Origin of the sequence: Aestuariicoccus sp. MJ-SS9 (assembly GCF_032586235.1) — a bacterium.
Taxonomy (GTDB): domain Bacteria; phylum Pseudomonadota; class Alphaproteobacteria; order Rhodobacterales; family Rhodobacteraceae; genus Aestuariicoccus.
Genome location: NZ_JAWHTD010000013.1, coordinates 1 through 14,932, shown reverse-complemented (window position 1 = coordinate 14,932; position 14,932 = coordinate 1). Strand labels below are relative to the sequence as shown.

The window sequence follows — 14,932 nt, the reverse complement described above, 5'->3', positions numbered from 1 at the left end:
CCGCCACGACGCGGGCGTCAGGCAAAGGCGGGCGCGGTGTCGTGGAGATGTCCCTCGCCATGGCAGAGCAGATAGCCCCGGGTGCGCGCGGTGACGATGCCCACCCCGCCGTCGGCGGTCGCCAGCGCCGAGCGCAGCTTGCAGATGTAGACGTCGAAGACCCGCTCCGAGGGCTCGTCCTCCTGGGCATAGACATGCGACAATAGCTGCGCTTTCGACACCACGCTGTCCGGACGCAGCGCAAGATGTTCCAGCGTCTCGTACAGTTTCGGCGGCAGCGCCATGGGATGGTCGTTCAGATAGGCGCGGCGGCGCATCACGTCGACAGAAAGCGGCCCGCGTTCGATCCGGGGCTGCGCCGCGCCAAGCGCCCGGCGCGCCACGCTCAGCAGCTTTGCGGTGATCAGTTCATCGGGCGCGCTGGCGTCGATCACATCCGCCGCCCCTTCGCCAAGCAGCGCCGCGGTCCGGGCGGCGTCGCCATCCGCGCTCAGCAGGCAGACCGGCGTCGCGCCCGCCGCCGCGTAAAGCCCCGCGCGCGTCTCGGCGTTCAGGCCCGCATCGGCGACGATGACGTCCTGCTGCCCCATCCGCGCGTATTCCTCGGCCTCCTCGGCGCTTTCGCACCGGGTCACGGGCTGCCCGGTCTGGATAAGCCGGTGCGACAGGGTGATCGTTGTCCAGTTTGTTTCGGCAATCGTAATACGCATGGTGCAGCTTTCCCTTTGTATCATGGCCGGACCTCATGCGGTCTGTCGCAACTCGGAGGTCAACGGATTCTCCGAATGTGCAACTCAGGGTTAAGGTTAAATTGCGGCAAAAATGAGAAACTGCGCACAGCTTTCGCCTTGGCTGACGTGGATCAAGGACGGCCGGTCAAACCCGCGCCACCATCTCCGCAAAAGGGGAAAGGAGAGTGCCATGTACAAATCAATCCTAGTGCCGATCTCGTTCGATGAGAACCGCCAGGCCGACCAGGCGATGGAGGTCGCAAAGGTGCTGTGCGACGACGATGGGCGGATCACTCTGCTGCATGTGATGGAACAGGCGCCGGGATACGCGGTCAGCTATCTTCCGGCCGATTACATCGAGAAATCCCGTGCCGCGATCGCCGCCGAGCTGGACAAGCTCGCCGCCAGGATACGGGGGGCCCAGGGCAAGGTCGTCAGCGGCCATTCCGCGCGCACGATCCTCGACTATGCCGAGGACAACAAGAACGACCTGATCGTCATCGCCTCGCACCGGCCGGGAATGCAGGATCTGCTGCTGGGATCGACCGCGACCAGCGTGGTGCGCCACGCCCGCTGCGCGGTGCATGTGATCAGGTGATTGACATCCGCGCCGGCTGTGCCATCTGCCGGGTATGACCGATCTTTCGCTCGACACCCGCACCGGCCTGCCCGACGCGTTGCGCGTCCTCCTGGCCGATTTCCCGCGCGAGATGTGGGACACGCACCCGCATTTCGCCGGTCTGGTCCAGTTCTGGCTCGACCGTCACATGATGTTCCGCCGCCTGATGGAGGCGCTGCAAGCGGATGCCGAGGCGGCCGTGGACCGCAAGCTCGATGCGCCGTCGCATCAGGCCCGGCTGGCGCGCTATGGCGGAATGCTGGTCAACCAGCTGCACGGCCATCACCAGATCGAGGATATGCATTACTTCCCCGTCCTGTCGGGGATGGAGACGCGGCTGGCCCGCGGCTTCGAGATTCTGGATCACGACCACCATGCGCTCGACGACGTGCTGGAGCGCTTCACCAAGACGGCCAATGGCCTCTTGCAGGGCAAGGTCGAGGCCGGCGTCCTGCGCGAGGAACTGACGGGCTTCAACCGGTTCCTCGACCGGCACCTGATCGACGAGGAAGAGCTGATCGTGCCCGTCATCCTCAAGCACGGCCCCGACCGGCTGGGATAGTCGCGGTTGCGCGCCGCCTCTGCGCGCTGCTACACGGGTCCGAACAGAAAAAGGAGAGCCGTCATGCGGATATTCGCTCTTGCGCTGGTGCTGACCGCCCTCGCGGGCTGCGGCGTTCCCTTCGTGCCGCTGATCTGATCAGCCCGCCTCTTCGGGGTCGTCCGGGAACAGCGCCCGGCACTGGGCGCGTTCCAGCTGCGCCGTCAGCCGCAGCTTGGGCAGGCGGCGCGCCACCTCGGCCTGACGCGCCTCCAGCGCCGCGCGGTCGATCGGCACCTTGCGGGTGACCGGGATCGTGCCGCTGGTCCAGCAGGGGTAGAACGTGCCGTCGCGGCTGCGGCAGGTGACAAAGCGGGTCACATGTTCATAGTTCGTCTCGTACGTATAACCGCGTGCGAGGTCATCGGCATTGCGCGCCTGTTCCGCCAGCGCCGCGCGGTAGGGCGCGGTGGCGTCGTTTTCGCATTGCTGCCGGGGCGTCGCGCAGGCGGCGAGCAGCAGGCAGACGGCAGAAAGAGCGATGCGGAGCGGGGCTGTCATGCCCCGACCCTAACGCACCTGCCGCCGCCGTCCATAACATGGATCAATTCGCAGCCGCCCCGTCGCCGCGCGGATCGGCGCAGTCGTAGGACGCTCCGTCCGGCAGCCGGCAAAGCCGGTCGTAATAGGCCGGATCGAGCGCGCCGTAGCTGGGCAGAAGGTGGCCGCGATCCTGCGCCTCGAGATAATCCCAGCAGGCGGCGCGGTCATAGGCCGCCACCCGGTCGGGCCGCTGGTACCATTGATCGAAGGCCGCCGAGGCCGCCGCGGCGGGGTCGTCGCCCCGCGCCATCCCGGCGGCAAAGCTTTCGGCGATGTCTTCCTGCATCGGCCAGGTCTCCAGCGCCCGCCACATGGCGGCCTGGCCCTTTTCGCGCAGGTCCCAGGCCACCACCAGCGCGGTGACGCTGGCGTCGGCCTCCATCGCGAAGACCGCGTCGGCATAGGCGCGCATCGCCAGGTCCGGGCCGGGGCAGACGCCCACGCTTACCTGTTGCAGATGCCGCAGTTCGTGCACCAGAACCGCCAGCCGCAGCCCCGGCGCCAGATCGGCGTCGATCACGATCCGCGTCGCCTCGGGCTCCAGAAAGCCGCGCGCGTCAAAGAGCGGCCGGACAAGGCAAAGCTCCAGTCCGGGCGTGTCGAGCGCTCTGCGCAGGCTGTCGAAGGCCTCGGTCACCGGTTCGAGCTGCGCGATCAGCGCCCCGACCGCCTCAGGCGCCGCGTCGAAGGGCGCGCTGCCGCATATCCGCTCCTGCGCCGCCGCGCCCCGGGGCGTCAGCGCCAGCGCGAGGGCGAGGAAGGTCGGAATACAAAAGGCCCGCAACATGCCCGAACTCTCCCGCGCAGGACCGCGCATGTAAAGACCTGTGTGGGTTGTCCGAGCCATCCGCGGAATAAGGCGACGCTGTCGGACACAAATTCATTCTCCGCATCAATGTCGCGGAATCAAGGGCGAAGCTCGCCGCGACCAGCGCCTGCCCGTCCCTGCGGGCTGGCGCTTTGGTAACGTGATCGCACCGCTCATTCGGAGCAATGACTGGGCTGGGATAAAGCGCACAGACCGAATGGTGCAGCGCCACCCCACGGGCAGGCGCGGCTCGCGGCTTGTGTCTGGCGTTGGGTGGGATCGCAGGAGCCAACGGCGTCGACTCTGCCGTTCTATGGACCTGCGGTAGGGTGCGCATTCATGCGCACCGCCCCGGAACCGGCGGTGCGCATGAATGCGCACCCTACGGCGACGCTTACCGCTTCTTGCGCCGCTGCACATTCCCCCCGCGCTGCCCGGGGCGTCCGGCGGTCGAGCGGCCCTTGGACTTGACCGCCGCCTCGGACGCGGCCTCGACCGCGGACTGGCGGGCGAGGGGGTCGTCGTGGACGGCCAGGTCGACCGCCTCCAGCCGCTTGACCTCGTCGCGCAGCCGGGCGGCCTCTTCGAACTCGAGGTTCTCGGCGGCCTTGCGCATGTCGGTGCGCAGCCCGTCCAGCACCGCCTGCAGGTTCGCCCCGGCCATCGGCTTGTCGACCTTGGCGGTCACCCGGTTCATGTCCACGTCGCCCTTGTAGAGCCCGGCGAGGATATCCTCGACGTTCTTCTTGACGGTCGCGGGCGTGATGCCGTGCGCCTCGTTATAGGCGACCTGCTTTTCCCGGCGGCGGTTGGTTTCGGCCAGCGCCCGTTCCATCGACCCGGTGATCCGGTCGGCATACATGATCACGCGCCCGTCGACGTTTCGCGCCGCCCGCCCGATGGTCTGGATCAGCGAGGTTTCCGAACGCAGGAAACCCTCTTTGTCCGCGTCCAGAATGGCGACCAGCCCGCATTCCGGGATATCCAGCCCCTCGCGCAGCAGGTTGATCCCCACCAGCACGTCGAAGGCCCCCAGCCGCAGGTCGCGCAAGATCTCGATCCGCTCGATCGTGTCGATATCCGAATGCATGTAGCGCACCTTGATGCCCTGCTCGTGCAGGTATTCGGTCAGATCCTCGGCCATCCGCTTGGTCAGCGTGGTGCAGAGCGTGCGATACCCCTGCGCCGCCACTTTCCGCACCTCGTCCAACAGGTCATCGACCTGCATCTCGACCGGCCTGATCTCGACCTCCGGATCCAGCAGGCCGGTGGGGCGGATCACCTGTTCGGTGAAGACGCCGCCGGTCTGCTCCATCTCCCACGCCGCCGGGGTGGCCGAGACGAAGACCGATTGGGGCCGCATCGCATCCCATTCCTCGAACTTGAGCGGCCGGTTGTCCATGCACGACGGCAGGCGGAAGCCATGCTCGGCCAGGGTGAACTTGCGCCGGTAGTCGCCTTTGTACATGCCGCCGATCTGCGGGACCGAAACGTGGGACTCATCCGCAAAGACGATCGCATTGTCGGGGATGAATTCAAAAAGCGTGGGTGGCGGCTCGCCCGGCGCGCGGCCCGTCAGGTAGCGCGAGTAATTCTCGATCCCGTTGCAGACGCCCGTCGCCTCCAGCATCTCGATGTCGAAATTGGTGCGCTGCTCCAGCCGCTGCGCCTCCAGCAGCTTGCCTTCGCCCACCAGCTGGTCGAGCCGCTGGCGCAGCTCTTTCTTGATGGCGATGACAGCCTGCTGCATCGTCGGTTTCGGCGTCACGTAGTGCGAATTGGCATAGATGCGGATGCGGTCGAAACTGCCGGTCTTCTCGCCGGTCAGCGGATCGAATTCGGTGATGCTCTCCAGCTCTTCGCCGAAGAACGACAGCTTCCAGGCGCGATCCTCGAGGTGGGCGGGAAAGATCTCGAGCGAATCGCCCCGCACCCGGAACGACCCGCGCTGGAACGCCTGATCGTTGCGGCGGTATTGCTGGGCCACCAGATCGGCCATGATCTTGCGCTGGTCGTACTCGTTCCCGGCGATCAGATCCTGGGTCATCGCGCCGTAGGTCTCGACCGACCCGATGCCATAGATGCACGACACCGAGGCCACGATGATCACGTCGTCGCGCTCCAGCAGCGCCCGGGTGGCCGAGTGGCGCATCCGGTCGATCTGTTCGTTGATCTGGGATTCCTTCTCGATATAGGTGTCGGAGCGCGGCACATAGGCCTCGGGCTGGTAGTAATCGTAATAGCTGACGAAATATTCGACCGCGTTGTCCGGGAAGAAGCCCTTGAATTCGCCGTACAATTGCGCCGCCAGCGTCTTGTTGGGCGCCAGGATGATCGCCGGGCGCTGGGTTTCCTCGATCACCTTGGCCATGGTAAAGGTCTTGCCCGTGCCCGTCGCACCCAAAAGCACCTGATCGCGCTCGCCGTCCAGCACGCCGGCGCTCAGTTCCTTGATGGCGGTGGGCTGGTCGCCAGCGGGCTTGAATTCCGTCGCCATGCGAAAGCGGATGCCGCCCTCCAGCTTCTCGCGCTCGCGCACCGGGGCGGCGGGGGCGTTCAGCTCCGAAGGCAGGGAATCGGAATGGACATAGGACATGGCGCACCTTGTTTGTGAACACCAGAAGGTGGCGCGAACCGGCCCGCGATTCAAGGTGTCGCGTTGCCGGAATCTGTCATGGAAATAAGACAGATTACTGGACGCATTGAAAACCGCAGCACGCGCGACCTGTCAGAAACCCGCATTTGAGATGTCACATTTTTCTGACAGTCGCATTTGTCGCAGGGCGGACAATACTCATGATTGTCATAAGCTTAGTCCTGAATATCGGAAATTGCAGGTCCGGCCGCGACCAGGCTTCGGTCAGAAAAAAGTTGCTCCGTCAAAGGACGTGTTTGTACGCTAACACAGCAAGCAGCAGGTTTGGCCGGTGCCCGGATCGCACACACCCACCCCTCGCTCCCCGCGGTTCGGAAACCGGTCAAACGCTGCTTGCGGTCCTTGCCATCGCAAAACCGCCCGCCGCTGCGACATCTCGCGCCCGATGGCGGCTTGCGTCGCGGCGCGAAATCCCGGATAAACCGGCTGTCGAAAAGAGGTGTTTCATGCGCGCACGGATTTATCAGCCCGCCAAGACCGCCATGTCCTCGGGCCGGGGCAAGACCAAGCACTGGGTGCTGGATTTCGCACCCGAAAGCCCGCGCAGTGTCGATCCGCTGATGGGCTGGACCTCGTCCTCGGACACCCAGGCGCAGGTCCGCATGACCTTCGACAGCAAAGAGGCGGCGCTGGAATACGCCCGCGACCACGGCATCGACGCGCAGGTGTTCGAACCGAACGAGCGCAAGCTCAACATCCGCCCCCGCGGCTATGCCGAAAACTTTGCCGTCGACCGTCGCGGGGCGTGGACGCACTGACGCCTCCGGCTTGCCAAATCGGCGGGCGTCCCCCAAAACGACACCCAAGCGGTCCCGTAGCTCAACTGGATAGAGCAGCTGACTTCTAATCAGCAGGTTCGGGGTTCGAGTCCTCGCGGGATCGCCAATATTATCAGGGGCTTATCGGGATATTTCGGCGGAGCAGGGACAAACCTTGTGCGTTTTTTTGTGCGTTTGGGCGAAATCTGCTTTTTGCCTCCTTAACGATGGTGAGCACGTCGGCATAAAAGCTACCGCCGGCGATTGCCGTGTACGCTGCGATGCGGCAGATGAAATTGACCTGTCGTCCTAGACTGAGGCCGAGACCTCCCGATCCCCAACCCGCGTCGAACCCACAATGACACCAGCGCTTGTGGCTGCGACGCGCAGGCGTGATAGTGTCTCAGAGAGAGCTAGCTTCAGAAGACCGCTGCGTCATGAATCCACATCCAGATTTTGAAGGCAGACCGCCGCCCAAAGCGGCAAAACTGGGATCGTTCAATCTGCACGTCTTGTCACCGAAGGACGTCGAAGAGGACTATCGGGGCGTCGTGGAGTCGGAAGACGTCCTCTATGGCTTGTTCGATAATGATTGGCCGCGGGGCCTTACCCTGGAACAGAACTACGACGACCTAAAGCGGCATGAACGAGAATTTGATGTCGAATATGCGTTTGCATGGATCATCAGGTCGGCCGACGGGAGCATAGTAGTCTTTTAAAAAGAGTGACTTTCGCCCGAAAGCCAAATAGCTTCGAAGCGAATTTAAGGCGGGTCGCGTCCATGTCTCTTATTTCGACAAAGGCCGAAGCTTTTCTCAATGCGTATGTATCTGCGTTTGAGGCTTTTGATGCTGCGCGTATCGCAGACTTCTACCATTCTCCATGCCTGACAGTACGCGGCGACGGTCAGGTCATGACATTCGCGACCGGTGCAGAGGCGTTCGATTTCTTTTCCACCGTCATCGGGAGCTATCAAGATATAGGCATGACCGCTTTTGCCTTCAGCGAGGTGGAGGTGGCCAGTTTGGGCAATGCCGCCGTGCGGCTCACCTGCCACTGGCAGATGTTACGCGAGGATGCCTCGATTATCCGTGCCTGGCACCAGACCTATGTCATAAGATGTTCAAAAGACAAATGGACAATCCTCTCCTCGGTCTTTCACCAATGAAACCACGGGACGAGACATTCTGTAGAGCACGATTTCAGTCATGCTGAGCGAGGTTTGTAGACATTGGCAGGGGGGCGGCCACCATGAGCTACGTGCGCGAGGATTTCGAATTTCGGTCTCTTGGAGCAAAGCTTCGCGGCTGGTTGTACCTGCCGCAGGGAGTTGACGGTGACTTGCCAGCGGTGATCATGACTCATGGGTTCACGGCGACCCGGACCATGACCATAGACAAGTATGCGGAGGTTTTCGCCGAGGCCGGCTTTGCCGCTCTTGTCTACGACCACCGAGGATTCGGCGCGAGCGACGGTGAACCTCGTCGTGAAATCAACCACTTCCTTCAAGCCAAGGGATACCGCGACGCGCTGACAGCACTGTCGGAAAGACGGGGTATCGACAAGCGACGTATCGCCATTTGGGGTGACAGCCTGTCGGCCAATATTTCGCTACTCGTTGCCGCGGTCGATGACCGGCCAGCAGTTGTCGTAGCGCAGATACCCGGCTGCGGCAAAGAAGTTCCGCCACCCGATACAGATGGCTCGGCGTTCGCAGCCTACGCCGCACTTCTTGAATCTAACGACATCTTGGGATGGCCCCGAGAGACAACCGTGCGCACTCCCGTGGTCATGCCAGACCCGATGCGCCAGCCCTGCCAGTTTGACGAGTTATCAGCTTGGCGATGGTTTATCGAACACGGTGCGCGCTTGAATAGTGGGTGGGAGAACGACGTGCAGCGCTCCGTTATGCAACTCGACATTCCTTACAGCGTTGTCCACTGCGGCGCCCATGTGAAAATTCCGACTTTAGTGATGCTGTCCTTCGAAGACGAGATTCCCAATGCCAATCCCCAAGTCACGCGCCACGTCTATGACTTGATCCCCGGACCCAAGGAGAAGTACGAGATAGCGGGCGGACACTTCGGCCTACTGTGGCATCCATCCGAGTTGTTCGACGAAGCATCAAAGGTTCAGACGGCATTTCTGAAAAGGTATCTCTGAGGCAAGGCGAAATTACAGCGTCCGGGTACAGCAGCATTTTCCGCGCTCCGGTCAAAGCCTTAATTTTGGCGAACCTCTGGTGTCGGTGGAAGCCGTCGTTCGGGCATGGCACAGCGGATTTGTCCGCCCTGACGGCTGCTTACCGCCGTCCAGCGGTCATCTGATCATTTTGCTCAGATGTCTCAGAAGAGCCCGGAGCCGACCTCAGTGCGCTGTGCAGCAATCTACATTGAGGGCGGGAAGCGGCTGTTCTCCGCACTCGCGCCCCGATCCGACGAAAGCGCTAGAAGCAGAGATTGCTTGCAGCACTGAAATGCCCGTCTCGCGGCGACGCCGCATGACCACTTCGAACCCTTTGCCGACCATCTTGAGGCAAGTCTTATGCGCGCCGGGACCTCTGCATGTCGGCACCACAATCCTTTTTACAATGCGAAGTCGACCGACCTGTGATATCGACCTTGCGATGACGAGTTTCCCCTATTCGTCTTTCCTAAAATGGGGAAATTCAACTGCCCTATCGTCCGTAGTATAGAGATCGCTGGACATGACGCGAGATCAAATGCTTGCCCACATTCGCGCGGCCAATGGCGTTGCCAAGAGCGCAGCGGAACATGGCCATCACCCCTTTGGTGCGGTGCTTGTCGGCCCCGACGATACGGTCCTTATGCGCCAGGGCAATATCGACACTGTCCACCATGCAGAAGCCGAACTCGCCCGACGGGCAGCGGCTGCCTATTCGCCAGATTTTCTCTGGAGCTGTACGCTGGTCACGACCGCGGAGCCCTGTGCCATGTGCGCCGGGACCCTCTATTGGGCGAATATCGGGCGGCTGGTCTACGGTTTCGAGGAGACGACGCTTCTTGAACTCACAGGTGACCATGCCGAGAACCCGACACTGAATCTGCCTTCGCGCAAAGTGCTCGCCTCCGGACAGAAGAAGATCGAGATACACGGCCCCTTCCCCGAAATCGAAAAGGAGCTTATCGCTGTGCATATTGACTTCTGGCGACAATGATCTGCCAGCTCTGGCCCTAAGGCTTGCATGACCACGGCACAACTTCGACAGAGTTTGGGATCGTTATACGTCAACTTTGTCCGCGGCTCGGTCATCTCCGCATTAGGTACGCTGCACAGCGCACGATTGTCTGGTCTGGTGAACCGGCGTTGATGCGACGGCCGTTGAGGCAAGTGGCAGGTTAGGGCCTCATTCAACAGTCCTCAAAGAATTCGAGACACCTCTTTTGCGCGAGTTTATCAGTCTTCTCTGCGAAGACGTTCAGCCATTTCTGCGAAGCCACGAGCCTCGGCGTGTTCAAGCGGCGTGACGCCATCGCGATCCGCAAGGGTTCGGTCGGCCCCAGCGGACAGAAGCGCATCGAGTACGGCCTGGTGATCAGGGCCGCCGTCCCCCAGCACTACGGCCTCCATGACGGCCGTCCAGTGCAGATTGTTGATATGATCGAGAGGTGCGCCTGCGTCGATCAAACGCTGCACCACCTCGGCATGGCCGAGATGGGCCGCGGCGATCAAAGCCGTACCGAGATAGGGACTTGTCACGAGACCCGGATCGTTGCCCAGGTCGATGGCGAGCGACATCAGTTCGGGGTTGTCCGCAACCGCGGCGATCGTCACCACGTCGTAGGCCCGGTGTTCGAGCGCGTTCATGTCGGCACCGGCCTCGGCTAGGGCGCGCAGCGCCTCGATCTCGGAGGCGAATGCGGCGACATGAACCGGCGTCCGGCCCCTGGAGTCGCGGGCATTGACGTCAGCTCCTTCTGTAACCAGTCGTTCGATCCCGGCGACATCGCCCTCATGGGCGGCACGGAAGAGACCATCATAGGCCGCGACTTCGCCTGGCGAGGGAGCGGTTTGCGCCGAGAGCGGGCCGGCAAGTCCAAGGAGAAGGGCAATCAGGGGAAGGCTGCGCATAAGTCTACCTGTCTTGTGAGTTTTCGTGGTTGAGGGTCCGCGCGCACGCGACGCGGACCCCGTCTGGTTTACTCGGCGCCGATTGCGTCGAGACCGATACGGGCGCAATTCGCATCGATCGCACCCGACGGTGCACCACCGACGCCGATGCCACCCACCAGCGCTCCGCCAATCCGGATCGGCAGGCCGCCAGCCTGGATCACAAGACGCGCGTCCATGTCGCGGAGGCCGTTGTTCTCTGTGTTGCCGGAGATGAATTCGGCAAGCCCGGCGGTGTCCCGACCGAGACCGGCCGAGGTGAAGGCTTTGCCGGTCGCGCTCGACGCGGTGTGCGGACCGGAATTGTCCGCCTTCAAAAGCACCTTGGTATTTCCGTCGCGAGCGACGATTGCCACGCTGACGTTGTGGCCTTCAACGGCGCAAGCTTCGAGGGCCGCATTTGCGGCGTCACTCGCCATAGCGAGCGGAAGATAGGGGCTGGTCGGCAGGTCCTGCGCCACGACGGCCACGGGAGCGGCGAGGGCGGCGAGAAGGGCGGTTGTTCTGAGCATGTCGGCTCTCCTTTGCTGGTGACAGGGAGACAACTACACCATCGCCAACGCCTGCCCCATTCGTAGGCTGGCCCGACACCTCCGTAGAACTACGGAACGCCCTCGGCTTCAATCCAGAGACGTGTCATCTCGGCGGGCGAGGTTGTGCCCAGTTTGGCTCCGATGGCCGCGCGATGGCTTTCCACGGTCCGGGGAGAAATATCCAGCGCGCCTGCGATGTCGCGGGTCGCAAAGCCACGCGCGACAAGCGACAGCACGTCCCGTTCGCGCGGCGTAAGCCCGTCCAAGAGCGCCATCGTCTCCCGGCGCTCGGCATCGGCTTCGGCAGAGCGTTCAAGCGCTGCCAGACCTTTCTGGATGGCGTCGATAAGATCCTGTTCGTCGACCGGTTTCGACAGGAAGTCGATGGCCCCGTTGCGGAACGCCTTGCGGCAGGCTTCGATATCGCCGTGCCCCGAAATCACCACGGTCGGCCAACGGACGCCACGGGCGGTCAGCCGTTCCTGCAGCTTCAACCCCGAGATCGCCGGCATCCGTATATCAAGGATCAGACATCCCGGTACCAGCTTCGGCAGCGCAGACAGGAAATCCTCGGGGCCTGGAAAAGCCCTGACGTCGATGCCCACCGTCGACAGAAGCAGCGAGAGCGCATCCCGGACCGCCGCGTCATCGTCGACGAGATAAACCGGTGCGTTCATTCCGCGGCCTCCCGGGCGGTGCGAGCCAGCGGCAAGCTGATCCTGAACCGAGCGCCCTCGCGGGCCTCGACTACCGTCAGATCGCCGCCGGCCCGCTCGACAAGGCGAAGGCTCAGTGCGAGGCCAAGGCCCGTTCCACTTTCCCGGGTCGTGAAGAAAGGCGTGAACAACTGATCCTGCACGTCCGGCCGAATGCCGGGACCAGTGTCGCTGACGTCGATCACTACCATCTCGCCGTCGCGCGTCGCGTCAACGGCAACCTCCCGTGCCCCCGTGCTCTCCACGACCGCATCAAGAGCGTTTCGCATCAGGTTGAACAGCACCTGTTCCAGTTCCACACGATCGCCTTCCACCGTCACAGGCGTCGAAGGCATCGTCAGAGTAAGACGGGCGTCAAGCTCGGCAGCTTGTGCCGAGAGCAGGGTTTCAGCCACACGAATGCACTCTCTCAGATCGATCTGCTCGGCTTTACGGTCCCGCGGCTGCGTCCACGTCCGCAGACGCTCCAGGATCGCGGAGGCGCGGCGCGTCTGTCCAATAACCTCCTCGAGGATCCTCGCGACGCGGTCCATGTCGCCCCGTGCGGCCAGGTGCCGGGCCGCCTGCGCCTGCGCAAGGATCGCCGTCAGAGGCTGGGTCAGTTCATGCGCCATGCCGCTTGCCATCTCGCCTAGCGCGTTCACCCGGGACGCATGGCTGAGACGGGTCTCGAGACCGCTCAATTCGGCCCGCGCTTCCGCGGCGCGGGCCTTGGAACGTTGCCGCCCCAGTGTACGAAGCGCCATGGCGCTCAATGCGATCACGGCAAGGACGAGCGCCACCCGGCCCGGCGGCAGGATGTCCGATACCGTCAAGCGGATCGCGGTCTTCAACTCAAGCGGCTGAGTGCCACTCGAAAGCGCGCTGGCGAACTGCGGCGTGTGCCCGTTCCCAGTGACACCGACCAGTAAAGTGCCGTCTGGAAGCGCCAGCCGCCGCGTTGCCTCGGCTTGCATCCAATAGGCCGAATCCCCGTCAAGCAAGGCCGAGGCGTCGATGATCAGGGCGAGTCCGAAGCGCGCCGCGTCGGTGTTGGGGCTGCGTTTGACAATCAGATAGGCCGGGCGGTCAGAGGGATACCGCACCAGAACCGGGGCACCGGTCGAGCGTTGGGCCGCCGAGCGGATCAACTCTCGAAGATCGGCCTCTCGGACACCGATCTCCAGTACCCCGTCTTCGCCGTCGAGCGGGACGAGAGAGATGCCGATGATCCTGGGGTAGAAGCGCATTATCGCGCCCGCGACCTCGCGAAAAAGGTCCGGACGCTGCTCCGCTCCGGCCACCGCGATGGCCGAGAGGGCGGTCAGGTGCGCATCGTGCTGGTCAACGCGTTGCGAGGCGACCGCGTGAAGGCGCTCGCTCTCTGCTGTAAGCTCGGTCAGCCGCGCGCTGCGCTCGCCCCCTGCTAGTGCCGCAAGCGCAAGTCCAGACAGCAGAAGCCAAGCCACCGCTTTAGCCAGGGAGTGGCGCAAAAGGTCTCTGACGGGTTGCTTTGCCTCTGCCAAGTATCCGATCCCGGTGCGAGCGATGCGGTTGGCGCATCATGACGTCGCACCAGCATATCCTTTTGGCACAGGTTTGAAATCCGTAGGACTACAGAGACCGGTCGAAGTGACGGCAGCATGATCGGGATTTGGCTCCCGCAGCGAAAGTCAGCAATGCGGGATGCGGACGCAGCATTCAGGACGACGGTCGAGTGACCGGTCTGGGCCGCTTCCACCCCCTTCGCGATCAAGCCGAACGGCAGGAAGGTCCGCAACGCGGACGCAGACCCTGCTCAGGCCAAGGTCGGCTGTCTATAGAAGCGGTCGTTGAGGCATCAAAGCGGATGTCGCCGCGCCATCCCGTCGTCTCGAATGGCTTCTGAACGCTGTTTTGCTGACATCTGACAGAAGGTCTCAGATGTCTCGGAAGAGCCCAATCCAGCCGTAACTCATTGCCGCGGCATCCTACGAGATGGGCGGACACCGGACATTCTCTGCGGTCGCGCGGCATCTGGGTAGAAATGCGGTAAGCGGACCTTAAGATCGGTCATTCGTGCTCGCTCCAGCGAGACGAACTTGATCTTCGGCCTAGCTTCGAACAGTCCATCAGACCGGTTGTTCCTATGACGCCTGCTTTCTGTTCGCAGAGTTCGCCCGGATATTTCGCCTTCGTGAGTCTGCCTGAACACACGGATTTATTAATATTTCAAGATCAGCGCGGTGCAATTTTGGCAGCTGACATTGGACTCTCCGCCAGCATGTTACGGGAGCAGAAGCTCAGTGCCGGAGCAAGATATGATGACAAGCACGGCTACCCTGAATGCTGATGGATTGCAGCGACCATACAGGAACAAGCCGAGCGACATGCCTAGGTGTTTGATCCCACGGTTTAATGGTGGCGACTCGGCCCGATGACCGCATCTCCGTTGCTCAAACCCCTAAATCTGTCCGGCACCTCATCCACGGTGCGAGGTCGGTCCTGATCAGGATCGCAGGGCGAAGTGATTGGGGACGTCATAATGAGACGCGCAGTTGCGGTCGATGTATCCCTGATCGGCGGTTAAGTTAAACGGACCGCGTTGGCTTTCGCCGCCCTCGCGCGCGCCCATCGCTTTCTCTGTGCCTCCGCAATCCGCGCTTTGCCCTCTTCGGTTGTTGGACCAGTCGACTTGCCGCCGTGGAACTTGCACCGCTGTTTCCCAGGCTCGGGAAGCAACCGACAAGGATTTCCATTGCGGGTCTTGGCGCCGCATTCTTGGCGGTACGTGGATGCCTTAGGCTCAGGACCTATTGATTTCAGCGGAAGGGCATGATTCACCGCGCGAAAACAGAGCGGTGATATGTCTGATCTC

15 protein-coding genes and 1 tRNA gene are annotated in these 14,932 nt (G+C 62.6%); 7 read left to right on the top strand and 9 right to left on the bottom strand.

What is annotated here, in order from left to right; genetic code table 11:
* Nucleotides 1–17 precede the first annotated feature (17 nt).
* Nucleotides 18–710 carry a response regulator transcription factor gene (locus RXV88_RS10995; protein WP_316292789.1) on the bottom strand — a complete coding sequence of 231 codons (693 nt, stop codon included), beginning with the start codon at nt 708–710 and terminating at the stop codon, nt 18–20.
* A gap of 211 nt (nt 711–921) precedes the next feature.
* Here RXV88_RS10995 and RXV88_RS10990 point away from each other — a divergent pair, with 211 nt between their 5' ends.
* Together RXV88_RS10990 and RXV88_RS10985 are read left to right on the top strand one after the other, a co-directional pair.
* Nucleotides 922–1,329: a universal stress protein gene (locus RXV88_RS10990; protein WP_316292788.1), complete on the top strand. Its 408-nt coding sequence runs from the start codon at nt 922–924 to the stop codon at nt 1,327–1,329.
* Between the two features lie 34 nt (nt 1,330–1,363).
* Nucleotides 1,364–1,912 carry a hemerythrin domain-containing protein gene (locus RXV88_RS10985; RefSeq protein WP_316292786.1) on the top strand — a complete coding sequence of 183 codons (549 nt, stop codon included), beginning with the start codon at nt 1,364–1,366 and terminating at the stop codon, nt 1,910–1,912.
* Between the two features lie 138 nt (nt 1,913–2,050).
* Here the strand turns inward: RXV88_RS10985 and RXV88_RS10980 are convergent, their stop codons facing one another.
* The 3 genes from RXV88_RS10980 to uvrB form a co-directional block, all read right to left on the bottom strand.
* Nucleotides 2,051–2,452: an excinuclease ABC subunit B gene (locus RXV88_RS10980; protein WP_316292784.1), complete on the bottom strand. Its 402-nt coding sequence runs from the start codon at nt 2,450–2,452 to the stop codon at nt 2,051–2,053.
* Between the two features lie 43 nt (nt 2,453–2,495).
* Nucleotides 2,496–3,281: a DUF6782 family putative metallopeptidase gene (locus RXV88_RS10975; protein WP_316292782.1), complete on the bottom strand. Its 786-nt coding sequence runs from the start codon at nt 3,279–3,281 to the stop codon at nt 2,496–2,498.
* A 415-nt stretch (nt 3,282–3,696) separates the two neighbouring features.
* On the bottom strand, nt 3,697–5,898 hold the full coding sequence (gene uvrB / locus RXV88_RS10970; RefSeq protein WP_316292780.1) for an excinuclease ABC subunit UvrB: 2,202 nt from the start codon (nt 5,896–5,898) through the stop codon (nt 3,697–3,699).
* A 506-nt stretch (nt 5,899–6,404) separates the two neighbouring features.
* Between uvrB and RXV88_RS10965 the strand changes: the two genes are divergently transcribed.
* The 5 genes from RXV88_RS10965 (at nt 6,405) to RXV88_RS10945 (ending at nt 9,894) form a co-directional block, all read left to right on the top strand.
* Nucleotides 6,405–6,716, top strand: a complete 312-nt coding sequence (locus RXV88_RS10965) for an ETC complex I subunit (RefSeq protein ID WP_316292778.1) — start codon at nt 6,405–6,407, stop codon at nt 6,714–6,716.
* 50 nt (nt 6,717–6,766) lie between these two features.
* Nucleotides 6,767–6,843, top strand: a tRNA-Arg gene (locus RXV88_RS10960).
* Nucleotides 6,844–7,392: 549 nt separating this feature from the next.
* Nucleotides 7,393–7,884 (top strand): DUF4440 domain-containing protein, encoded by a 492-nt coding sequence (locus tag RXV88_RS10955; RefSeq protein ID WP_316292776.1) that lies wholly within the window; start codon nt 7,393–7,395, stop codon nt 7,882–7,884.
* Between the two features lie 83 nt (nt 7,885–7,967).
* The gene (locus tag RXV88_RS10950; RefSeq protein ID WP_316292774.1) at nt 7,968–8,879 is read left to right on the top strand and encodes an alpha/beta hydrolase; all 912 of its coding nucleotides are present in this window, start codon (nt 7,968–7,970) and stop codon (nt 8,877–8,879) included.
* Between the two features lie 544 nt (nt 8,880–9,423).
* Nucleotides 9,424–9,894, top strand: coding sequence for a nucleoside deaminase (locus tag RXV88_RS10945; protein WP_316292772.1), 471 nt, complete (start codon nt 9,424–9,426; stop codon nt 9,892–9,894).
* 239 nt (nt 9,895–10,133) lie between these two features.
* Here RXV88_RS10945 and RXV88_RS10940 read toward each other — a convergent pair whose 3' ends face one another.
* The 5 genes from RXV88_RS10940 to RXV88_RS10920 form a co-directional block, all read right to left on the bottom strand.
* Nucleotides 10,134–10,808 (bottom strand): ankyrin repeat domain-containing protein, encoded by a 675-nt coding sequence (locus tag RXV88_RS10940; RefSeq protein ID WP_316292770.1) that lies wholly within the window; start codon nt 10,806–10,808, stop codon nt 10,134–10,136.
* A gap of 68 nt (nt 10,809–10,876) precedes the next feature.
* Nucleotides 10,877–11,359, bottom strand: a complete 483-nt coding sequence (locus RXV88_RS10935) for a GlcG/HbpS family heme-binding protein (RefSeq protein WP_316292768.1) — start codon at nt 11,357–11,359, stop codon at nt 10,877–10,879.
* An 89-nt stretch (nt 11,360–11,448) separates the two neighbouring features.
* Nucleotides 11,449–12,057 carry a response regulator transcription factor gene (locus tag RXV88_RS10930; RefSeq protein ID WP_316292767.1) on the bottom strand — a complete coding sequence of 203 codons (609 nt, stop codon included), beginning with the start codon at nt 12,055–12,057 and terminating at the stop codon, nt 11,449–11,451.
* A complete protein-coding gene (locus RXV88_RS10925) occupies nt 12,054–13,544 on the bottom strand; it encodes a sensor histidine kinase (RefSeq protein ID WP_316292765.1) in 1,491 nt (496 codons plus the stop codon). The genes RXV88_RS10930 and RXV88_RS10925 overlap by 4 nt, the downstream gene beginning before the upstream one ends.
* A 1,096-nt stretch (nt 13,545–14,640) precedes the next feature.
* Nucleotides 14,641–14,898: an HGGxSTG domain-containing protein gene (locus RXV88_RS10920; protein WP_316292940.1), complete on the bottom strand. Its 258-nt coding sequence runs from the start codon at nt 14,896–14,898 to the stop codon at nt 14,641–14,643.
* Nucleotides 14,899–14,932: the final 34 nt, after the last annotated feature.